General features: G+C 70.0%; 20 protein-coding genes. 9 read left to right on the plus strand and 11 right to left on the minus strand.

Features of this window, described 5'->3' with window-relative positions:
* The first annotated feature begins 46 nt into the window (after positions 1–46).
* Positions 47–781, plus strand: coding sequence for a class I SAM-dependent methyltransferase (locus VH914_18240; protein ID HEX4493148.1), 735 nt, complete (start codon positions 47–49; stop codon positions 779–781).
* 6 nt (positions 782–787) lie between these two features.
* Here VH914_18240 and VH914_18245 read toward each other — a convergent pair whose 3' ends face one another.
* On the minus strand, positions 788–1,660 hold the full coding sequence (locus VH914_18245; GenBank protein ID HEX4493149.1) for a LysR substrate-binding domain-containing protein: 873 nt from the start codon (positions 1,658–1,660) through the stop codon (positions 788–790).
* Between the two features lie 174 nt (positions 1,661–1,834).
* Between VH914_18245 and VH914_18250 the strand changes: the two genes are divergently transcribed.
* Positions 1,835–2,590 carry a sulfite exporter TauE/SafE family protein gene (locus VH914_18250; protein ID HEX4493150.1) on the plus strand — a complete coding sequence of 252 codons (756 nt, stop codon included), beginning with the start codon at positions 1,835–1,837 and terminating at the stop codon, positions 2,588–2,590.
* A gap of 112 nt (positions 2,591–2,702) precedes the next feature.
* On the opposite strand, the gene VH914_18255 is transcribed toward VH914_18250, so the two are convergent.
* Entirely contained in the window at positions 2,703–3,332 is a 630-nt protein-coding gene (locus tag VH914_18255) for a hypothetical protein (protein ID HEX4493151.1), read from the minus strand.
* A 67-nt stretch (positions 3,333–3,399) separates the two neighbouring features.
* Here VH914_18255 and VH914_18260 point away from each other — a divergent pair, with 67 nt between their 5' ends.
* Positions 3,400–3,966 (plus strand): dihydrofolate reductase family protein, encoded by a 567-nt coding sequence (locus VH914_18260; protein ID HEX4493152.1) that lies wholly within the window; start codon positions 3,400–3,402, stop codon positions 3,964–3,966.
* Here VH914_18260 and VH914_18265 read toward each other — a convergent pair.
* The 3 genes from VH914_18265 to VH914_18275 form a co-directional block, all read right to left on the minus strand.
* Positions 3,951–4,559, minus strand: a complete 609-nt coding sequence (locus VH914_18265) for a hypothetical protein (GenBank protein ID HEX4493153.1) — start codon at positions 4,557–4,559, stop codon at positions 3,951–3,953. The two genes, VH914_18260 and VH914_18265, sit on opposite strands and share 16 nt — an antisense overlap.
* A gap of 33 nt (positions 4,560–4,592) precedes the next feature.
* Positions 4,593–5,384, minus strand: coding sequence for a VOC family protein (locus VH914_18270; GenBank protein HEX4493154.1), 792 nt, complete (start codon positions 5,382–5,384; stop codon positions 4,593–4,595).
* 128 nt (positions 5,385–5,512) lie between these two features.
* Positions 5,513–6,037, minus strand: coding sequence for a sigma-70 family RNA polymerase sigma factor (locus VH914_18275; GenBank protein ID HEX4493155.1), 525 nt, complete (start codon positions 6,035–6,037; stop codon positions 5,513–5,515).
* Between the two features lie 83 nt (positions 6,038–6,120).
* Here VH914_18275 and VH914_18280 point away from each other — a divergent pair, with 83 nt between their 5' ends.
* Positions 6,121–6,882, plus strand: a complete 762-nt coding sequence (locus VH914_18280; protein HEX4493156.1) for a PIG-L family deacetylase — start codon at positions 6,121–6,123, stop codon at positions 6,880–6,882.
* 48 nt (positions 6,883–6,930) lie between these two features.
* Here the strand turns inward: VH914_18280 and VH914_18285 are convergent, their stop codons facing one another.
* The 4 genes from VH914_18285 to VH914_18300 form a co-directional block, all read right to left on the minus strand.
* Positions 6,931–8,058 (minus strand): hypothetical protein, encoded by a 1,128-nt coding sequence (locus VH914_18285; protein ID HEX4493157.1) that lies wholly within the window; start codon positions 8,056–8,058, stop codon positions 6,931–6,933.
* A 71-nt stretch (positions 8,059–8,129) separates the two neighbouring features.
* Entirely contained in the window at positions 8,130–9,419 is a 1,290-nt protein-coding gene (locus tag VH914_18290) for a substrate-binding domain-containing protein (protein HEX4493158.1), read from the minus strand.
* 194 nt (positions 9,420–9,613) lie between these two features.
* Positions 9,614–10,882 (minus strand): substrate-binding domain-containing protein, encoded by a 1,269-nt coding sequence (locus tag VH914_18295; protein ID HEX4493159.1) that lies wholly within the window; start codon positions 10,880–10,882, stop codon positions 9,614–9,616.
* A gap of 93 nt (positions 10,883–10,975) precedes the next feature.
* Positions 10,976–11,254, minus strand: a complete 279-nt coding sequence (locus tag VH914_18300; GenBank protein HEX4493160.1) for a hypothetical protein — start codon at positions 11,252–11,254, stop codon at positions 10,976–10,978.
* On the opposite strand from VH914_18300, the gene VH914_18305 reads away from it, so the two are divergent.
* The gene (locus VH914_18305) at positions 11,244–12,326 is read left to right on the plus strand and encodes a hypothetical protein (GenBank protein ID HEX4493161.1); all 1,083 of its coding nucleotides are present in this window, start codon (positions 11,244–11,246) and stop codon (positions 12,324–12,326) included. The two genes, VH914_18300 and VH914_18305, sit on opposite strands and share 11 nt — an antisense overlap.
* Before the next feature lie 24 nt (positions 12,327–12,350).
* Here VH914_18305 and VH914_18310 read toward each other — a convergent pair whose 3' ends face one another.
* Both VH914_18310 and VH914_18315 read right to left on the minus strand, forming a co-directional pair.
* Entirely contained in the window at positions 12,351–13,325 is a 975-nt protein-coding gene (locus tag VH914_18310) for a sortase (GenBank protein HEX4493162.1), read from the minus strand.
* Positions 13,322–15,382: a substrate-binding domain-containing protein gene (locus VH914_18315; GenBank protein ID HEX4493163.1), complete on the minus strand. Its 2,061-nt coding sequence runs from the start codon at positions 15,380–15,382 to the stop codon at positions 13,322–13,324. The genes VH914_18310 and VH914_18315 overlap by 4 nt, the downstream gene beginning before the upstream one ends.
* Before the next feature lie 190 nt (positions 15,383–15,572).
* Between VH914_18315 and pstC the strand changes: the two genes are divergently transcribed.
* Genes pstC through VH914_18335 form a run of 4 tightly spaced genes read left to right on the plus strand, consistent with a single transcriptional unit; the run spans position 15,573 to position 20,179 of the window.
* Positions 15,573–16,562: a phosphate ABC transporter permease subunit PstC gene (gene pstC / locus VH914_18320; GenBank protein ID HEX4493164.1), complete on the plus strand. Its 990-nt coding sequence runs from the start codon at positions 15,573–15,575 to the stop codon at positions 16,560–16,562.
* Positions 16,559–17,710 carry a phosphate ABC transporter permease PstA gene (pstA, locus tag VH914_18325; protein ID HEX4493165.1) on the plus strand — a complete coding sequence of 384 codons (1,152 nt, stop codon included), beginning with the start codon at positions 16,559–16,561 and terminating at the stop codon, positions 17,708–17,710. The genes pstC and pstA overlap by 4 nt, the downstream gene beginning before the upstream one ends.
* Positions 17,707–18,537, plus strand: a complete 831-nt coding sequence (locus VH914_18330) for a phosphate ABC transporter ATP-binding protein (protein ID HEX4493166.1) — start codon at positions 17,707–17,709, stop codon at positions 18,535–18,537. The genes pstA and VH914_18330 overlap by 4 nt, the downstream gene beginning before the upstream one ends.
* Positions 18,538–18,565: 28 nt before the next feature.
* Complete coding sequence (locus tag VH914_18335; GenBank protein HEX4493167.1) at positions 18,566–20,179, plus strand: phosphate ABC transporter substrate-binding protein PstS; 1,614 nt, start codon at positions 18,566–18,568, stop codon at positions 20,177–20,179.
* The last annotated feature ends 22 nt before the right edge of the window (positions 20,180–20,201 follow it).

Genomic DNA, 20,201 nt, shown 5'->3' on the forward strand with positions numbered 1-20,201 from the left:
GGATATGTGAGCGCGCCTCGCTCATCGCTCGCGTAGCTTGCGAGTGATGGACGAGGCGTTGCTCGCGGAACAGCAGGCCTACTACTGCGCACGCGCCGAGGAGTACGACGACTGGTGGTACCGCCGCGGCGAGTACGAACTCGGACCCGAGACCAACGCCGCGTGGGACCGCGACAAGGCCGAGCTCGTTGCCGCGTTCGATTCGTTCGCGCCGCGCGGTGACGTGCTCGAGCTCGCGGGTGGCACGGGCATCTGGACGGGCGAGCTGTTGCGCTTCGCCGATCGCGTGACGGTCGTCGACGCGTCGGCGGAGACGCTCGCGATCAACCGCGCGAAGCATGGCGACGAGCGCGTCGACCGCATCGTCGCCGACCTCTTCTCCTTCACACCGCCTCGACGCTTCGACGTCGTCTTCTTCTCGTTCTGGATCTCGCACGTTCCCGCGCAGCGGTGGTCCGACTTCTGGTCGGTCGTCGCCAACGCGGTCGCGCCGGGTGGACGCGTCTTCTTCCTCGACGGTGCGCGTCCCGAGCGCGGGCTCGCGAGCGGTCCGGCGGAGTGGCGCGAGAAGAAGGGCGCGGAGCTGGCCGCGTTGCAGGGCGGGAGCGTCGGTTCCGACATCACCGAGCGCGAGCTGCGCGACGGCCGCCGCTTCCGGGTGGTCAAGCGGTTCTGGGAGCCGGCGGTGTTGGAAGCCGAGCTCGCGGCGTTGGGCTGGAACGCGCGAGCGCGCGAGACGAGCTGGCAGTTCATCTACGGCGAGGCCACGCGCTCCCGCTGAGCTGGCTCAGGCCGCGAGCGCGAGGTCGACGAAGGCACGCGCCGCGGGCGAGAGCACGCCGGCGCGGTGCGCGAGCCCGATCGGGCGCGTGAGCGCCGGCCGCAGCCGCCGCACATGCGCGCCGCGCGCTTCGGCTTCGGCCGTGAGGCTGCGGGGGAGGATCGCCGCGCCCGCACCGTTCAGCACGAGCGGCAGGATCGCCTCGCGCTGATCGATCTCGACGCGAATCTCCGGTGTGATCGCGGCCTCTGCGCACGCGTGCTCGATGATCGTGCGCGTCGACGTGCCCACCGGGGTCGCGACGAGCGCGACGCCCGCGAGCCGCTCGATCGGGAGTGATCCGTGCGCGCGGCCGAGCGGATCCGACGGCGGCAGCACGAGCACGAGCTCCTGCACCTCGAGCTCGTGACCGACGAGCGGCGCGGGTGCGGGGAGCTCCGCGAGCGCGACCTCCGCGTCGCCGCGGCGCACGAGATCCGTCGCGGTGCCGACGTCTTCGGGCTGTGCGACTCGAACCGTGACGCCGGGAAACGCGACGCGGTAGCGGCCGATGAGCGCGGCGAGCGGATCGACGGCGAGCGTCGGGAGCGCGACGAGGTCGAGGGTGCCGGTCACGACGCCGCGGACCGCGTCGACCGCGGCCTCGAGCGTCGCCATGTCGCGCACGACGGCGCGCGCCGCGTCGACGAAGACCGTGCCCGCCGCGGTGAGGTGGACGCGCCGACCCGCGCGGTGGAAGAGCTCGACCCCGAGCTCGCGCTCGAGCGCTCGCACTGACTGCGAGAGCGACGGCTGGGCGACGTGCGCGGCAGCCGCGCCCCGCGTGAATCCACCTTCGTCGACGACGGCGAGCACGTAGCCGAGCTGACGAAGATCCATCCCTATCGTCCCGCTCGCATCGCTCGTCGGGACCGACGCGTCGGCCCCTGGGTCGGGCGGCCCGCACCGCGACCCGTCCGCTCCGGCCCGCCCCGCTGATGCATAGGCTCAGACTATCGAAGTGATCAGGACTGCGTCTTGGATCTCTGGATCGGACCGGTCGACAATCGACTCATGCCGTCATCGCCGGTGCTGCTGCTCGGAGGGGCCGTCGTCGGGCTCCTCTACGGCCTGTTCGGCGTCGGATCGGCGTTCGCGACGCCGGTGCTCGCCCTGCTCGGGGTCCCCGGCGTGATCGCCGTGACGGCGCCGCTGCCCGGGATCATGCCCGGCAGCTTCGCCGGCGCCTGGGGCTACGCGCGCCGGGAGCGGGTCGACTGGGCGATGGCCCGGCGAGCCGCGGCCGGTGGCGTGCCCGGCGCGCTCATCGGTGCCGCGTTCACCCACGTCGTCGGCGGGCCCGCAGTGCTCCTGCTCTCGGGTGTGGCGTTGCTGGTCGTCGGGGTACGCGTGCTCGTTCCGGGCGGCGCACCCGCCGAGCGCGCCGCGTTGCGACGGAGCCGGCCGGGCCTCGTCGAGGGCGCGGCGTTCGCGGTGGGCGCGCTCGCCGGTCTGCTCGCGAACGGCGGCGGCTTCCTGCTCGTGCCGCTGTTCCTCGTGTGGTTCGGGCTCGACATGAACTGCGCGGCGGGCACGAGCCTCGTCGTGGCGACGATCCTCTCGGTGCCCGCGCTGATCGTGCACACGATCGCGGGCGACGTGAACTGGGCGATCGCCCTCGTGTTCGGTCTCGGCCTGGTGCCCGGCGCGTTCCTCGGGGCCCGCGCCGCGAACCATCTCCCGGTCGCCCGCCTGCGCACCGCCTTCGGCGTCGCGCTGGTGCTCGTCGCGGCCTGGTTCTGCGCCACCCGGCTGCTACCCCTCGTCTGACGGTCGCGTCTCGCCCCCGCCGTCGACCGCGGCGCGCGCGGCCCGCGCCCGGTGACCTGCGCTTTCGCGGATCTGATCGAGTTGGGTGACGCGGACGCGTCACTTTTCTCGATCAGTTCGGCGGACCGTTGCGGCCGTTCAGAGCATCGAGCTCGGCGGCACGACGGAGGTCTTTGGGGCGGCCGGCGGCCCGCCGCATCGCAATCAGGTCGGGGAGCGCGGCGTAGTGCACGGTGACGCGGCCGTCGTGCGTGCGCACCGCACGAGCGAGCGTGCCCTCGATGTCGAGCGCGCCCCACGGAAGGCGCGGGGTGCAGCAGTCGCCCGACGCGCTCGGCGACGCGAACAGGACCTTCGCCAACGCGAGCGCGTCGACGGTGAGGTCGAGCGCGTGATGGTCGTCGTCGAAGAGCGACGCGTCGACGTCGGCGAACGCGGCGACGAGCTTCGGTGCCTCGTCCGCGGTGCCCGACCACAGCAGATCGAGGTCGCCGGTCAGCTCCTCCGACCCGTGCAGGATGCCGGCGACCTGACCGATGACGACGACCCGCGCGCCGTGACGGTCGAACGCCGCGAGCAGCGGACGCGGGTCGAAGTCGACCGCCTCGTCGCTGTCGATCGTGCCGACCGTGTCGTCGGCGTCGTCGTGCGCGATCCCGCGCCGGGGGCGGGTCGCGACGTGTGCGCGGATGCGTTCGACCGCGGCATCGAGCGCGCGCAGAGGAGTGGTGAGTTCGGTCACGGGCGACAGTCTTGACGCGCGAGGGTGGACCGACCATCACTCGCGGCGGAGCGGAGCGGAGCGCACCATGAGCACCCCCTTGATCGTCTCGGAGTTCGTGACCGTCGACGGCGTCGTCGAAGCACCGGGGGGCGAGCCGACGCACCCGCACGCGGGCTGGGCACTCGACTTCGCGGGCGAGGAGCAGATGCAGTACAAGCTCCGCGAGGTGCAGGAGGCGGGTTCGCTGCTGCTCGGGCGCGTCACCTACGACGGATTCGCGGCCGCGTGGCCGGACCGCGAGGGCGAGTTCGCCGACAAGATGAACGCGATGCCCAAGCACGTCGTGACGTCGTCGCGCACGACGCCGCTCGAGTGGAACAACTCGACGGTGATCACCGGCGACATCGCGACCGGCATTCGCGCGCTGAAGGAGCAGGACGGCGCTCCGATCCTCGTGGCCGGCAGCGCGACGCTCGTTCCGTTCCTGCTCGAGCAGGGACTCGTCGACGAGCTGCGGTTGATGGTGTTCCCCGTCGCGGTCGGCGGTGGGAAGCGTTGCTTCCCGGACAACCAGTCGAAGCAGACGTTCTCACTCGCCGACAGCGTCGCGTTCCCATCGGGCGTCGCCGTGCACACTTATCGCCCCGCGTAGACGAGCTCCTCGGCTTCGGGCACGGTGCCGGGAGCGCGGCGACGTCGTCGCATCGCGACCATCAGGGCGGCCACCGCGAGCGCGACGACGATCGCAACCGTGACCACGATCGATGGCCACGCCGACCCGGTCGCCGCGCGTACGACGTGCAGCCGCACGGGCGACGCGTACGTGCCGGGGATGTTGACGACGCCCTGCGCGCGCTCGACGCGCGCCGACAGCCCGGAGCCGTCGATTACTACGTAATCGCCGGGTGTGCGCACGACGGCCGTGCCGCGGAAGCGGCCGAACGCGACGCGATGGATCGGGATCGCCTTCCCGCGGTCCTCGTTCGACAGGGGCCAGCCCTGCGCGTCGGCGCGCGCCGCGGGCAGCACGAAGACCTCGTTGTTCTCCCATGGGTAGTCGCCGAAGTCCTTGCCGGGCTGGAACCGCACGCCGACCGTGAACGGCTTCCCGACCGTCGGCGTCGGTGTCGACACCGAGACCGACGCGATCGGGAGCACCTTCGCGCCGGCCGGCGGCGCCACACCGACGATCGCCAGCGCGAGCGCGCCGAGCGCCACCACGGCCTTCCCACCGCGTTCCCACATGCGGTCCCAGTGTGCGGCTCGAGTGCCGCCGGATCAATACCCGGGACGCGGGCGGAAGAGGACGAAGCGGAGGCCTTGGTCGTCGACGCACTCGGCGTTGCCGCCGGCTTCGGAGCCGCCCGTCGACAGCACCTGGCCGCCCGCGGCGCGAACCCGGGCCGCGGCGGCTTCCACGTCGTCGACACGGAAGTAGATCTTGAACTCGGCGCGGTCCTGGCCGCCGTGGATCCCCGACGGGGGCGTGATCGACGAGATGTGGAACGAGTCGGGCACGTGACCCACCTCACACGTCCAACCGAACACCTGCTCGTAGAACGAGCGGGCTTGCACACCACTCGGCACCTCGAGGGTCAGGTACGCGAGGTCGCCGAAGCGCCGGCCGGGCGCGTCCTCGACGGGAACGTCGTCGGACTCGACCGCGGTCGCGACGAACCAGCGGTGTCCGAACGGGTCGCGGATCGTGCCCTGGCGCGCGCCGTAGTTCACCGCGATCGGCCGCAGTGCGGTCGCGCCGCGCGCGACCGCGCGCGCGTAGGTCGCGTCGGAGTCGGGCACGTGCACCATCAGGCTCACCGTGCTGCCGCCGAGCGTCTCGGGGCTGAGGTGCTGCTCCTCGGGAAACTCGCCCGCGAGCATGAACACGCTGTCGCCGACGCGCAGCTCGCAGTGACCGACGCGACCGTCGTCCATGATGATCGGCTCGCCGACCATCTGCGCGTCGAACACGTCCTGGTACCAGGCGATCGCGGCCGCGGCGTCGCGACACGAGAGATATGGAGTCAACGCGTGCAGGCGCGCGGGTGTGTACTCGCGGACTTCGGGCATGGGTGCTCCTTCGGGCGGCTTGGGTGTGAGTCCGAGCTCGGCGACGATGCGTGCGCGCAACCGGGCCGCGAAATCGGGCCGGGGGGCGAGCGGGATGGGGGGTTCTGCGAGGGACTCGAAGGGGTCAGTCATCGTTCGATGCCTTCGTGGTAACGGGCTCGAAACGCGCGCCGGGCGCGCACGAGCAGCGCCTCGGTCGCGTGCACCGTGCGGCCGAGGTGGTCGGCGACGTCGGGGACCGACAGGCCGTCGAGGTAGCGGAGCGTGAGCGCGGCGCGGTGATGCGCGCCCAGGTCGCCGAGACACACGTGCACGCGGGCGCGCTCGAAACGCTCGTCGGTCTCGTCGCCGGCTTCGTCGTCGTCGGACGACTCGAGCAGGCGGAACCGCTTGCGTTCCTCGCGCTCCTCGCGGCGCCACTGGTCGACGAGCTTGTTGCGCGCGACGCGGATGAGCCACGCGACCGAGAGCTCGGGTACCGCGCCGCGTTGCAACGCGTCGATGGCGGCGAGGAACGTCTCCGACGCGAGGTCTTCGGCCGCGGCGTCGGTGGAGGTGCGGGCGCGCAGGTACCCGTAAACCTGGGGGAGCGCGCGGTCGTAGATCGCGAGGAGCTCGGCGCCGGGGGCCGGAGCGGTCTCGGAGCTGCTCACGATCTGATCATCGTTCGGCCGGCCCGGCTCCGACGCCCTCGCGTCGAAATAGCATCCGCTCGACGCGAGAGACGGAGGCGGGAATGGCGGATGCGCAGGCGATGTGGGGCTCGCTGCCCGACGGCGCGCTCGATCGGGTGATGGTCGTGTCGCCGCACTTCGACGACGCCGCGCTCGGCGCCGCGCACCTGCTCGGCACCTATCCGGGCTCGACGGTCGTCACCGTCTGCGGCGGCCCTCCGCCCGCGTACCCCGACCCGCCGAGCGAGTGGGACGCCCTGGGCGGGTTCAAGGCGGGCGACGACGTCGTCGCGCTGCGGCGCGAGGAGGACCGCGCCGCGATGGAGGTGCTCGCGGCGGATCCGGTCTGGCTCGAGTTCGTCGATCATCAGTACCTCGAGAAGCGCGACCGCGCGCGACCCGAGCAGATCGCCGACGCGCTCGCCGACGTGATCGACGCGCGCCGACCGACGGCGGTGTTCGTGCCCATGGGCATCGCGAACCCCGACCACGAGCTCACGCAGGAGGCGGGCGCGCTGCTCGCGACCGCGCGCCCGGACGTGTGCTGGCTCGCGTACGAAGACCATGGTTACAAGCACATCCCCGGCATGCTCGCGTGGCGCGTCGCGAAGCTCTTCCATTCGGGACTGTGGCCCACACCCGCGATCGTGCCCGTCGAAGAGGACCACGCGCGCAAGCGCGAAGCCGTGTACCGATACGCGTCGCAGATCCCGCCGCTCGAGCGTGATCACGGGCTCGCGTCGCGTCTCGACGGCCGCGTCCCCGAGCAGCACTGGCGGCTCGCACCGCCGCCGCAGGGTTGGGAACGGCTCAGCGAACGTTGAGCTCCGGAGCTGACGTGCTCCCGCGCGGCCGCGGGTGCGAGCGAATGATCACGGCACCGACCAGTGCACGAGGTCGATGCTGCGCGCCACGCCGATCGCGGCGTGGCCCCACCCGCCGAACTCCGTGAGCTCCGCGCTCCCCGCGTAGAAGACGTAGTAGTGCCCGTCGATCGCGCGCGCGTCGCACAGATAGATCGCGTTCGCGACCTCGTGTGTGAGGCTCGACACTCCGGGCGCCGAGTTCCATTTCTCCGCGGGGATGTCGAGCACGCGCCCGCCGGTCCAGTCGAGCCACGAGCGCGGGTTCGACGGCGGGCCCGCGAGCGTCGCGAGGTACGGACGGTCGAGCGTGTTCGTCGTCGCGATGAGATGCCACACACCGTCGAGCCGGAAGAACTCGTAGTTCTCGAACGTGTCGCCGAACTCGGAGATCGTGGGCCGGCCGACGAGTTGCCACGGCCCGTCGAGCGATCCCGACGGCGACCACGCGATCTCGAACGCCTGCTTCTCCGAGCCGTCGGCGAGCCCGTACTTGAAGCCGAGGATCAGACCGTGGCCGGTGTACGCGAGCGCGCCGTCGATCATGCGCGCATCCGGACTTGGATACAGCGCGCGTGCGAGCGGCTTCGCGCGCGACCACTGCTCGAGATCGCGCGACGTCCGGTAGTAGAGCTTGGCCGCGCCGCCACCGGCGTCACCCGGGTTCGACTGGTAGGTGACGACGTACGTGCCGTCCGGCGCCTCGACGATGTCGGGTGAAGCCAGCCCGCGCGTGCCGCTCTGGTCCGGCCAGACCGTCAACGGCGTCCAGTGCCGGAGGTCGGTGCTGCTCGTCGCGCCGATGCTCCAGTGCTCCGGCGTGCCGACCGAGCTGAAGAGGAAGTGCCAGCGGCCGTTCGCGATGCGGACGCCGACGTCCTTCGCCGCGGTGGCGGGATACGAGAGGATCGGGTTGCGCAACTGTGCCCACGGGATCGTGACGCCGGCAGGTCCGGCGCGTCCGGCGGTCGCGCCGCAGCCGGTGGCGATCACGTGCGGGACGGTCGGCGCGGTCGTGCGCGGCGACGCGCGGTTCGACGCACCGTTCGACTCACCATTCGATGCGGAGGAGTGACACGCGCCGGCGCCGAGCGCGACCGCGGTCACGAGGAGCACGAGACCGCGCCGTCGCGTCACGCGCGGAACTTAACCGCCCGCGGCACACGGGACCCGGCCGTCCGTGGCCGGGTCCCGCAACCGGATGAGAGTTAGAGCGGCGTCGGGTTGAACCGGCAGAACCCGCGCGGGTCGCCGGGTCCCTCGACCTGATCCGTGAGCGGCGTGAAGCCGAACGCCTTGAGCACCGCGACGATCTGACGGCGGCTCTTGACGTGCGCGGCGTCGCCCTGGTCTTGGCACAGGAAGCCGTTCTTCAACGTCTTCTGGTTGATCCCGACGTACGACGCAGCCGCGGCGTAGGTGGGCTCATCCTGCGTGAGGACCGTGAACACGTAGCGCGTCCCGACGAAGTGGTTCGCGCCGCCCTCGTTGATCGACTGCGGCGTGGGCTTCACGCCCGCGACCTTCTCGAGCACGGCACCGTTGCGCAGGTCCGGCTCCGAGCCGGCCTTCTGCGAGTTCCACTTCGCGTAGCTGAACGGCGAGATGAGCTTGCCCAGATCCGCGGTCGGGATCGGCTGGGTGCCCGACGCGCACGTCTGGTCGTTGTTCTTGCAACGCGTCGAGAGCTGGTTCTCCTCGGCGCGGTGCGACAGGTTCGCCGCGTTGCAACCCGAGTCGACGGTCGCGCCGCCGAGCAACGATGTCTGGAAGAACGAGAGCGTTCCGGAACCCGCCTGCGGCGCGTACTTCACGATCGCCGCGTTCTTGCCGCCCACCTGCTTCCAGTTGCTCGCCTTCGGCTTGCCGTCGGCGCCGCAGGTGTAGATGTCGGCGAGCTGGTTCACGCTGAGGTTCGCCGGCGCCGCCGAGTTCGCGTGGGCGCCGGTTCCGATCACGGACCAACTCACGGCGTCGAGCGCGATCGCGTACGACTCGAGGTCGGGCGTGTCCGACGCGGCGCCGAGCCCACGCGACGAGCGCGCGAAGTCGACGAGGCAACCGGGGTGCGCGCCGGCGTCGTCGTTCTGCAGCGCGGTGATGCCGGCGGACGAGCCGTTCGGCGGTGTGTGCGCGGCGTCGGACGAATCCCACGTGTACGAGCCGTTCGAATGCCACGGTGACGTCTTCGGACAACCGGCATCGGCCGGCACCGTGACGCTCGCCGGGAACCCGGTCGCCACCGAGTTCGACGGCGGGATCTCGGTGACGTTCGCGACCTTCTTCTTGAACTTGTTGTAGAGGTCGTCGAGCCCGCCGTGCGTGTGCGCGGCACCGTTCGGCGACCCCGCCATCAAGAAGTAGATCGTGTCCGACCCCGCGCCCGAGAGCACGGTCTTCGTTGCGGCACCCGCGCTCGCGGTGCCCGCGAGTGCCAATGCCAGACCGAGCACGCCCGCCAGTGCGGTCGCGCCGAGCCGCTTGCCCAACGTCCTCATACGGGAAGCCTCCTCGTCGTTCGTGATGACGCCGTTCGACGCCACATCCCGCGGTCAGGTGTAACGAACGCAGGCAACGACTCCCCGGCCCGCAGTCGACGCGTACATGAACTCGCGGTGAACGCGACGAAGCCCGGCCATCCCTGGCCGGGCCTCGCGTGGAACGGGTGACGCTGTGTGTTGAGGGTTGGGCGTTAGACCGGTGTTGCGTCGAACCGGCAGTAGCCGGACGGCTGCCCCGCGCCCTGCACCGCGTCGGGCAACGGCAGGAAGCCGAATGCCTTCAGCATCGCCGCGACCTTCTTGTGGCTCGCGACGCTCGCCTTGTCCGAGGCGTCCTGGCAGAGGAAGCCGTTGTGCAGGTTGTTCTGGTTGATACCGACGTACGAAGCCGAAGCCGCGTAGGTGGGCTCGTTCTGCGTCAGGATGTTGTAGACGTAGCGCGTGCCCACGAAGTGCGGCGCGTCGGGGTCGGTGCCCTCGTTGATCGTCGAAGCACTCGGCTTGAGGTTTTCGACGGCCTCGAGGACCGCACCGTTGCGGAGGTCGGGCTCGGCCTTGGCACCCTGCGACTTCCACTTCGCGTAGCTGAACGGCGAGATGAGGTTGTCGAGGTCAGCGGCCGGGATCGCCTCGGTGCCCGAGTTGCAGGTCGGGTCGTTGCCCGTGCAACGTGTCGAGAGTTGGTTCTCCTCGGCGCGGTGCGACAGGTGGGCGGCGTTGCAACCCGAGTCGACCGTGGCACCACCGAGCAGCGCGGTCTGGAAGAACGACAGCGTGCCCGAACCCGTCTGCGGCGCGTACTTCACGATCGCCGCCGACTTTCCACCGACGTTGATCCAGTTGCCGAACTTCGGCGTGCCGTCGGCCTTGCAGGTGTAGATCTTCGTGAGCTGACCGACGCTCAGGTTGTGCGGTGCGTGCGTGTTCTTGTTCGCACCGCTCCCGATGATCGCCCAGCTGACGGCGTCGAGCGCGAACGCGTACGACTCGAGGTCGGGCGTGTCCGAAGCGTTGCCGAGACCACGCGACGAACGCGCGAAGTCGACGAGACAACCCGGGTTCGCACCCGCGTCGTCGTTCTGCAGCGCGGTGATGCCGGCGGACGAGCCGTTCGGCGGGGTCTTCGGGCCCGTGCTCGAGTCCCACGTGTAGGCCGGGCAGTTGTTGTCGGCCGGGATCGTCACGCTCGCCGGGAATCCGGTCGCCGTCGCGTTCGACGGAGGAATTTCCTTCACGGCCACGGTCGAGCTCGACGCGTTGAACAGGGAGTCGAGTCCGGCCTTGGGCTTGGTCGCCGAGTTCGGCGAACCGGCCATCAGGAAGTAGATGGTGTCGGAACCGGCTCCCGAGAGCTCGGTCTGCGTTGCCGCGTGAGCCGGGATTGCGGCTCCCACTGACATCGCCAGACCGAGCGCCCCCACGAGCGCGGTAGTGAGGGCGGTCTTGCCCAGGATCTTCAAATGAGCTTCCTCTCCTTCAGACGGTCCGGAGACTCCGCCGAGAATCCCCCGGGCGAAGCCGGACGTCGGTTTAATCACGCAAAGTGAACGGCCTCACCGTGCGCAGGCATCGGGAACATGAACTCCCGGTGGCATCGCGCCGCTCGGTACCGCGTGGTCGCGCGCGCGCGCGTAGACAAGACGCATCAGCACCACACCGGCCGCGCGCAGGGCGCGCGTGCCTTGTCCGATCGGGGGATCCGTGCGCCGCGTGCCGTGCCTCGCGCTCGTGCTCTGTGTTGCCGTCGCGGCCTGCAGCAGTGGCGGCGCCGCTACTTCATCGACATCGACGACATCGGCGACTTCCGCGCCGACCTCGACGATGAAGAGCACGGTCGACGAGTCCGTGTACAACGGCGGGGGCATCTACAACGTCGGCGAGGTGACGCTGACGCTCGCGGGCGGCACGCCGGTCGACGTCTGGTATCCCGCGAACGGCACGGTCGGCGTGGGCTCCGCGACGTACGACGTGCGCGACTTCCTTCCCGCCGCGATCAAGCAGGACCTCGGGAAGCAACATCTGTACGTCGGAACCGATGCCAATCGCAACGTGCTCGTCGGCGCGCCCGGTGAAGTGTTCCCGGTCGTCGTCTTGAGTCACGGCACCGCCGGCTATCGCGACGAGGCGACGTACCTCACGACGCGACTCGCGTCGTGGGGGATGATCGTCGCGGTTCCGGAGGACCCGTCGCGCGATCTCGCGCACGCCCTCACGTCGGGTGCGTCGACCCTGTCGCCGTCGGCGACGCAAGTGCTCGCGACCATCGCGCTCCTGCAGCACGAGAACGCGAGTGCCAGCGGTCCGTTCAAGGCTCGCGTCGATCTCTCGCGGATCGCGGTGATGGGCATCGACAGTGGTGTGCCGATCGCGCGTGCGGCTGCGCTCGACGCGCGTGTCGACGCGTACGTTGCGATCGCGCCGCCGGCGTCGAGCGCGTCGAGCGCGGGGAGCGCGTCGAGCGCGTCGCGTATGTCGAGCGCGTCGACGCCGAACAAGCCGTCGTTGTTCGTCGCCGGCACGGCCGACAAGGTGACGCCCGGCAGCGCCGCGACCGCGCAGTACGGGCGCGCGCCGGCGCCGTCGTACGAGTGGCTGATCGATGGCGCGGGCCACAACGCGTTCACCGACGTCTGCGTCGTCGCGCAGCCCGCCGGCGGTCTCGTGAAGGTGCTCGACTCGGCCGGTTCGGGCGCGATGCTGTCGAACCCGCTCGTTGCACAACTCACCGACGGTTGCGCGGCGCCTGCCATCGCCCCGTCGAACGCGTGGCCGCTGATCGACCAGGTCGTCACGGGGTTCCTGAAGCACTTCATCGGACCCGACCCCGCGCCGGTCGGCGTCGGTCCGTCGGGCGTTCGGACGATGGGCGGCGTGAGCGTGACGATCTCGCAGAAGGCGCGCTGAGTCCGCGGAGCTCGCGCGAGCCGGTTACAGCGTCGCGGGGAGCAGCTTCGTGATGTTCTCGAACACGATCCACGCGGACGCGAGCACGATCGGCACGCACACGAGGTAGGCCGACCAGCGCGTCCACCGGCGCCACAGCCACACGGATCCGACCGCCGCGATGAGCAGCACCTCGAGCCAGAGCACGAGCGAGAGGATGCCGTCGTTCTCGCCGCTCAGCCCGAGCTCGTCGCGGTCGAGCGGGTTGGGGTCGCTCGATCCTGCCCACGGCTTGTCGAGCAGATGCGCCTGCGCGTACAGACGGCTCGTGCCGACGTACGGCGGATCCGACGTGACGAGGGTCAGCTGGTTCTTGCCCGCGGTCGTGCCGATCGGATCGCCGCGCGTCGCCCTCGTCGTGAACACGGAGTCGACGCGGTAGCGAGCGCGACCCTGCATCGTCCACACGAGGATCTCGTCGCCCTTGTGCAACGAGCCGATGTGACGGAACGGGCCGCCGTAGGCCTCGCGGCGGGCGAACAACACCGAGTTACCGACCTGACCCGGCAACGGTGTCGCGCGCAGATGGCCCGGACCCGCACGCAGCGTTCCACTCGTCGTGCCCTGCACGACGATCTGGTGCAAGCCGATCGCGGGGATGCGCAGGTCCGCGACCGGCGTGCCGTTGTCGATCACGCCGCCCGTCGGCGCTGCGAGGTTCTCGACACTCTTCGCAAAGCGGCGTTGCAGTCCGACCTGCGTACGCGCTTCGGCGAACCCGGAGAGCACGAAGAGGAACACGAGCATCGCGAGCACGAGCAGGCTGAACGTCGTGAGCCCGCGGCTGATGACGCTCGAGACGTCGGTCGACGACGACGCGGCCTTGGCTCGGCGTTCCCGGCGTTCGCCCGCGACCAGGTCGACCGCCTGCGTGTCGGGTTCGCGCTCGGCGACGGCGACGGCGCTGCGAGTCGACTCGTCGCGGATGTCGATGACGTTCGGTTCCTGCGTCGCGGTCACGAGCCCACCGTTGTCGCGGCCGCGGGCTCCTTGGGTGCGCGGCGCAAGCGGGCGCGCGCCGCGGCCCAGCCGCGCTTCGCGAAGGGCCGGCCGCGGCGGCCGAGCGGATAGAGACCCGCGAGCAGCGCGAGCGCGACGAAGATCGGCAAGCCGTAGCGCTCGCCGGTGTCGGCGATCGCGACGACGGGACTCTCGACCCGCTCGTGGTGCGTCTTCGTCGGCGTCGACGTGTGCTTCGTCGTGGTCGGCGTCGTCGCGTTCGGGCTCGTCGACCCCGAGTCACTGATCGGGCCGTCGTCGTAGCTCGTGCCGCCGTCGTTGCCCAACGGCACAACGGAGTTGTCGGTCGGTGACGACGGAGGATTCGCCGTCGGCGTGGTGGTGGGTGTCGACGGCGTGGTGCCCGCGACCTTGATGCGACCGGCGGCGGCCGCGTCCTGCGTGATCAGGCTGGCGGGCATCGGCAGGTAACCGGTCGGGAGCGTCGTCTGCCCGCGACCGGCGACGAACGCGAGGAAGTTCTCGAGGTTGGTCGCGAAGGTCGCGCTCGTGACCGAGGTCGGGAGCATCGCGTAGTCGACCTTCGTGAGCGGGTAGATCGCGGGGTCCTTCGCGGTGAAGTCCGGATACTTCGTGATGCCGTCGGGATTCGTCTTCATCGCCGCGAAGCCGGCGGCGAGTGAGTCCGGCGTCGGCCCGACCGGCTTGCCTGCCGCGTTGATGATCTTCGCCATCGGCAGCTGGTAGCGCTGCGCGGTCTGGTAGTCGACGAGTCCGATGAAGCCGAAGGCCTTCGGGCTCGTCGGCGCGCTCTCGGCCGGCTTCACGCCGTAGAAGAGCTTGCGCACGACCGGGAGCTCACCCGTGAGCGGCACGTACGCGTTGTCGCCGGGGTCGCGGCTCTCGAAGATCTCCGTCGGGTACTGGACGTTCTTCCAGCCCGGGTTCACCGCGTTGCTCTCGAGGAAGCTCTCGGCCGCGGCGTCGTGCGCGATCCAGTCGGTCGCGAAGTACGTGTCGGCGCTGCGCTCGCCGCGCAGCAGCGGCGGCGCGATCCCGCCCGTCGGCCAATGGTGGTTCTGGTTGAGCTGGTTCAGCTCCTTGTCACCGAAGAAGCTCGTCTTGTCGGACTGCGGTCCGACGAGGTTCGAGTCGCTGATGATCCGAGCGACCAGTCGGGGCGAGAGCGTGAGATCGGTGATGCGCTTGCCGGTGGTCGGATCGATCATGTTGTACGCGAGCACGTCGGCACCGACGTCGATTGGCGCGTACGTGTACGAGGGGTGCTTGGGCGCGGCGGCGAGCTCCGCGGCGGTCGGCGGCATCGAGGTCGCGGCCATGTCGACCAACCCGTTCAGGAAGTCCTCACGTCCCGAGACCGACGACGTCTCGGTGTAGTCGAGGATCAGCTTCGGGTTCGCGGTGCAGAGATTGGCGGCCCAGTAGTACATGAGCTGCGCAGCCGACGCCTCGCCCTCGGACCGCACGTCGTAGTTCGTGACCTGGGGGCAGTCGTCGACGCTCTTCGAGAACGTGATCGGCGCGACCGCGGCGGTCGGTGGGAGCGCGTTCCGCGGCGGGATGATGCCGGTGTTCTCGTACGCCACGATCGAGCACGGGCTCGACTCGCTGCAGTTCAACAACGGCTGCTGGGCCGCGGGCAGGATCTCGACGTAGACGCTGCCGGTGCCGTCCGATTGCGTGACGCCCGTCGTGACCTCGTTGCCCTGGTTCGGGAACGGCGTCGCGGTCAAGCAGTCGTCGACGGTGGTCGGGTCGCGGTCGACGTCGATCTTCTGCGGGTTGGCTCTGCACTGCAGCAGGTTCACCGTGTTGTTGAAGCCGGACGTCGGATCGAACCCGCTCCACTGCACGAGCGCGACCTGATCGCCGAGACCGGTCGCCGGCGTCACGGTGAGCGTGCGCCCCGCCGCACGCGCGGGATTTACGCCGACGAGCGCGCTCGCGCACACGGCGGCGATCAACACGACGAGCAAGAGCACACGCGCCGAGAGCGCGCGCGTACCGAATGTTCGGGGCCGGGATCGAGAGGGCATCGTCACCTTTCGAGACGTCGCTTCGCATCGTCGCATCACCGATGTGCACACGCCTCCTGTGTCGGGCGAATTCACTCCTCGTTCACCTCGGGGCCAGGGCGACGCCATTCGCATCGTGTGAAGTAGCGGTGGACGCGACCAGCACGGCCCTGCGCGCACGATCGCGCGCGCCGCGGGAGGGACTCTGCCGGTGACGGCAACCGAATCGTGGGCAGCCTCCGAGGGCGCGCCGATCAGCATCCGCGTTCACCGCTCGAACAGCGACCGCGTGTACCGCGGTGTCGCCTACGGCGCGGGCGTCATCACGCTCACGATCATGGGATTGATCGGCCTCTTCCTGTTCCTCAAGGCGTGGCCCGCGCTGCACCGCTTCGGACTGCACTTCTTCACGGCGCAGCAGTGGCTCCCGCAAGCGAGCACGTTCGGAGTCGCGGCCGCGCTCTTCGGAACCGCCGTCATCGGGCTCATCGCGCTGGCGCTCGCGGTTCCGGTCGCGACGCTCTGTGCGTTGTTCATCACCGAGTACGCGCCGCGACGGCTCAAGGGCCCGATCACCGCCCTCATCGACGTACTCGCCGCGGTGCCGAGCCTGATCTACGGCCTGTGGGGCGTCGCGGTGCTCGGCAACAAGGTGCTTCCGCTCAGTGTCTGGCTCTCGAAGCACCTCGCGTTCATCCCGATCTTCAACGCGTCGAAAGCACGCACGTTCTCGGCTTCTGAGCTCATCGCGGGGATGGTCGTCGCGCTCATGATCGTGCCGTTGTGCACCGCGGTGATGCGTGAGGTGTTCGCGTCGGCGCCACCGGGCGAGAAGGAAGGCGCGCTCGCGCTCGGCGGCACGCAGTGGGGCGTCATCCGCGACGTCGTGTTGCCGTTCGGCAAAGGCGGCATGATCGGTGGCGCGATGCTCGGGCTCGGCCGAGCGCTCGGCGAGACGATCGCGGTGACGCTCATCATCTCGCCCGACTTCAAGATCTCACACCTCGTGCACGTCCTTCCCGCGGGTGGGAACTCGATCGCGTCGCTGATCGCACTGAAGTTCGGCGAGTCCGCATCGGGCATCGGCTTCAACGCGCTCATGGCCGCGGGCCTCACGCTGTTCGTCGTGACCCTCGCCGTGAACGCGCTCGCGTCCACGATCGTGGCCCGTTCCCGCTCCGGATCGGCGACCGAGATATGACGGTTCTGGAGACGCCGCCGCGCCCGGCGGAGACGACGCGCGAAGCGCGAGTCTTTCCGGCCGCGTCGGAGCGGATTCGAGTGCGCGCCTTCGGTCCGAGCGACGCCGGCGAGCTCACCGTCTGCTTCCTCGCCGCGCTCGCGCTGGTATGGCTCGTCTACGAGCGGCTCACGCCGTTGAGTGGCGCGCTCGGATTCTGGGTCTGCACCTACGTCGCGTTCCTCGCCATCGCCGGGTTCGTCGCGCGTGAGCAGCACGGAGCGGTCGTCGCGCGCGACCAGGTCGTGCGCATCGTCGTGTGGAGCGGAGCCGTCGGTGTCATCGTCCCGCTGATCTCGATCGTCGTGACCGTCGTGAGCCACGGTGTCCACGCGTTGGGCCTGCACTTCTTCACCCAAGACGGCAGTCTCGTAGGCCCGCTCGATCCCGCGAGCAAGGGCGGCGCGTCCGACGCGATCGTCGGGACGCTCGAGCAGGTCGGGATCGCACTGCTGATCTCGGTGCCGCTCGGCGTGAGCACCGCGGTGTTCCTCAACGAGATCGGCGGCCGGCTCGCGCGGCCCGTACGAACGATTGTCGACGCGATGAGCGCGATCCCGTCGATCGTCGCCGGTCTCTTCATCTTCATCGCGGTGATCGAAGAGATGGGCTACCACACCGGTGGATTCGCCGGCGCGCTGGCGCTGTCGGTGCTGATGCTGCCGACGGTGACGAGAACGTCGGAGCTCGTGTTGCGGTTGGTGCCGAACGGTCTCCGCGAGGCGTCGCTCGCGCTCGGATCGACCGAGTGGCGCACAACGCGCCATGTCGTGCTCCCGACGTCGCGCAGCGGGCTCGTCACCGCGGTGCTCCTGGGTGTCGCGCGTGTCGTCGGCGAGGCCGCACCGCTGCTCTTCACCCTCGGGAGCGCGCACGTCTTCAACGGCAACCCGTTCTCGCGTCCGCAGAACGGGCTTCCACTCCTGATTTGGAACCAGTACTTCCTGCTCTCGCAGAAGTACTCCGTGCAGCGCGCGTGGAACGCCGCGCTGGTGCTGCTCGGCATCGTGTTCGTCCTGTTCGTACTCGCGCGGGTCGCCGGCGGCCGGAAAGTCGGCCACATCGGGCGCGTGCGCCGCTTCCGTCTCGCACGAAAGGGTCTCGCATGACGATCGCGCTCGACGCGTCTCCGACCTCGCCTCCATCGCCGGCGCCGGACGCGCCGACGGGGGCCACGCTCACCGCGCGCAATGTCGGCGCGTGGTTCGGAACGCACCACGTGCTCGCCGACGTGTCGCTCGACATGCCCGCGCGTCAGGTCACGGCGCTCATCGGGCCGTCGGGCTGCGGGAAATCGACGTTCCTCCGCGTCCTCAACCGCATGCACGAGCTCGTGCCGGGAGCGAGCCTCTCGGGTCACATCCGGCTCGACGGCAATGACATCTATCGCGGCAACGTCGCGGTCACCGAGACGCGGCGACGGATCGGCATGGTGTTCCAGAAGCCGAATCCGTTCCCTGCGATGACGATCTCGGAGAACGTGCTCGCGGGCCTCAAGCTCTCGGGCCTGAAGCGCTCGAAGCACGCCGACATCGTCGAGAACTGCCTGCAGCGCGCCGGGCTCTGGAACGAGGTGAAGAACCGGCTCGGCGACGCGGGCGGCGGACTCTCGGGCGGTCAGCAGCAGCGGCTCTGCATCGCGCGCGCGCTCGCCGTCCTGCCGTCGGTGCTGCTCATGGACGAGCCGTGTTCCGCACTCGACCCGACGTCGACGCGCCGCATCGAGGAGACGATCGCGGAGCTGTCGGAGACGGTGACGATCGTGATCGTCACGCACAACATGCAGCAGGCCCAACGGGTCTCGCACGGCTGCGCGTTCTTCCTCGCCGCCGAGAACGAGCCCGGTTACATCGTCGAGTCGGGCCCGACCGAGAAACTGTTCTCGGAGCCCGACGACCCCCGCACGCTCGACTACGTCCGCGGTCGGTTCGGATGACCGTCGACCGCGCCCCCCGGAGGTAGCCATGTCTCGCTTCAAGCGCGTCTTCGCGCGCGCCGGCGCGATCCTTGCGGTCGTCGGTGCGATCGCGACCTTCCTGCCCGCTGCGCCCGCGTCCGCTGGCCCGCAACCCGCGGGGCTCGCGACGATCAACGGCGCGGGCTCGACGTGGGTGTACATCGCGATCAACCAGTGGCAGGCCGACGTCAGGCGTCAGGGCGTGCCGGTGAACTTCACGGCGAACGGCTCGACCGCAGGCCGCGTCTTCTACTACCAGAACCAGGCCGACTTCGCCGCGTCGGAGATCCCGTTCCAGGCCGCGTACCGCGACTCGACGGGCACCGTGACGACGAACGAGGTCGCGTTCGCCGCGCACCGCCCGTACGCGTACCTGCCCGACGTCGCGGGCGGCACGTCGTTCATGTACCACCTCGACGTCAACGGGCAGCGGCTGACGAACCTGCGCCTGTCGCCGACGACGCTCGCCAAGATCTTCACGGGTGTCATCGACAATTGGAACGATCCCGCGATCGCGGCGGACAACGGCGGGCGTCAGCTGCCTTCGTTGCTGATCAAGCCCGTGATCCGTTCCGACGGCTCGGGCACGACCGCGCAGTTCACCGCGTACATGGCGAATCAGACCGCGTCGATCTGGCAGGCGTTCTGCGACAAGGTCGGGATCCACCTCAACCCGTGCCCGGCGACGTCGCTCTATCCACCGTTCGACGGGTCGATCGCCCAGCAGCTCTCCGACGGCGTCGCGACCTTCGTCGCGAACCCGGCGAACAACGGTGCGATCACCTACGTCGAGTACGGCTACGCGAAGGCGAAGGGCTTCCCGGTCGCGTCGGTGCTGAACAAGGCCGGCTACTACTCGCAGCCGACACCGAGCAACGTTGCGATCGCGCTCACCAAGGCGACGATCAACGCCGACCGCACGCAGAACCTCGTCGGCGTCTACAACAACCCGGACCCGCGCTCGTACCCCGTGTCGAGCTACAGCTACCTCATCGTGCCCACCACGACCGCGTCACCCTTCAGCACCGCGAAGGGCGAGACGCTCGGCCGGTTCATCCTCTACGCGGTGTGCGTCGGTCAGACGAAGGCCGGAGAGCTCGGGTACTCGCCCCTGCCGCCGAACCTCGTGCAGTACGCGTTCGCCGCCGAGAAGCTCATTCCCGGCGCACCCGCGCCACCGCCGCTCGACGCCGCGCACTGCGCCAACCCGTGGCTCACGGGCGACAGTCCACTCGCGCACGCGCCGCCGCCTCCGGCCGGCTCGAAGGCGAGCGATCCGCCGGTCGGTGCGCCGCCTCCGCAGCCGGGGTCGGGTCCGTCGGGTTCCGGTGGCAGCGGCGGTGGAAGTGGCGGCAACGGCCTGAACGGCGCGACGAACACGACCGCGCCCGCGCGGTCGTCGGGTGGCGGTAACGGACTCACCGGCGGGACGACACCGGCACAGCAAATCGGCGTGACGCGCGACGTCGCGTCGGGGCCGATCGACCTTCCGGGCAAGCACGATCCGCTGCCGCTCGCGCTCTACGTCCTCGCGGGCGCGATCGTGCTCCTCATCGTGTTCGCACCGCCCGGCGTCGCACTCGCGATGCGGTCGCGAGAGCGCAGGCGGGGCGCGGGCTGACGGTGGGGTGAGTCGCGCGCGC

The sequence above is a fragment of the Acidimicrobiia bacterium genome, assembly GCA_036271555.1.
Classification (GTDB): Bacteria; Actinomycetota; Acidimicrobiia; order IMCC26256; family PALSA-610; genus DATBAK01.

Excerpts from the sequence above, each read along its gene's own strand:
- VH914_18240 (HEX4493148.1), top strand. The coding sequence starts at position 47 with ATGGACGAGGCGTTGCTCGCGGAACAGCAGGCCTACTACTGCGCACGC.
- VH914_18245 (HEX4493149.1), bottom strand. The coding sequence starts at position 1,660 with ATGGATCTTCGTCAGCTCGGCTACGTGCTCGCCGTCGTCGACGAAGGT.
- VH914_18250 (HEX4493150.1), top strand. The coding sequence starts at position 1,835 with ATGCCGTCATCGCCGGTGCTGCTGCTCGGAGGGGCCGTCGTCGGGCTC.
- VH914_18260 (HEX4493152.1), top strand. The coding sequence starts at position 3,400 with ATGAGCACCCCCTTGATCGTCTCGGAGTTCGTGACCGTCGACGGCGTC.
- VH914_18265 (HEX4493153.1), bottom strand. The coding sequence starts at position 4,559 with ATGTGGGAACGCGGTGGGAAGGCCGTGGTGGCGCTCGGCGCGCTCGCG.
- VH914_18270 (HEX4493154.1), bottom strand. The coding sequence starts at position 5,384 with ATGCCCGAAGTCCGCGAGTACACACCCGCGCGCCTGCACGCGTTGACT.
- VH914_18280 (HEX4493156.1), top strand. The coding sequence starts at position 6,121 with ATGGCGGATGCGCAGGCGATGTGGGGCTCGCTGCCCGACGGCGCGCTC.
- VH914_18290 (HEX4493158.1), bottom strand. The coding sequence starts at position 9,419 with ATGAGGACGTTGGGCAAGCGGCTCGGCGCGACCGCACTGGCGGGCGTG.
- VH914_18305 (HEX4493161.1), top strand. The coding sequence starts at position 11,244 with ATGAAGAGCACGGTCGACGAGTCCGTGTACAACGGCGGGGGCATCTAC.
- VH914_18315 (HEX4493163.1), bottom strand. The coding sequence starts at position 15,382 with ATGCCCTCTCGATCCCGGCCCCGAACATTCGGTACGCGCGCGCTCTCG.
- pstA (HEX4493165.1), top strand. The coding sequence starts at position 16,559 with ATGACGGTTCTGGAGACGCCGCCGCGCCCGGCGGAGACGACGCGCGAA.
- VH914_18330 (HEX4493166.1), top strand. The coding sequence starts at position 17,707 with ATGACGATCGCGCTCGACGCGTCTCCGACCTCGCCTCCATCGCCGGCG.
- VH914_18335 (HEX4493167.1), top strand. The coding sequence starts at position 18,566 with ATGTCTCGCTTCAAGCGCGTCTTCGCGCGCGCCGGCGCGATCCTTGCG.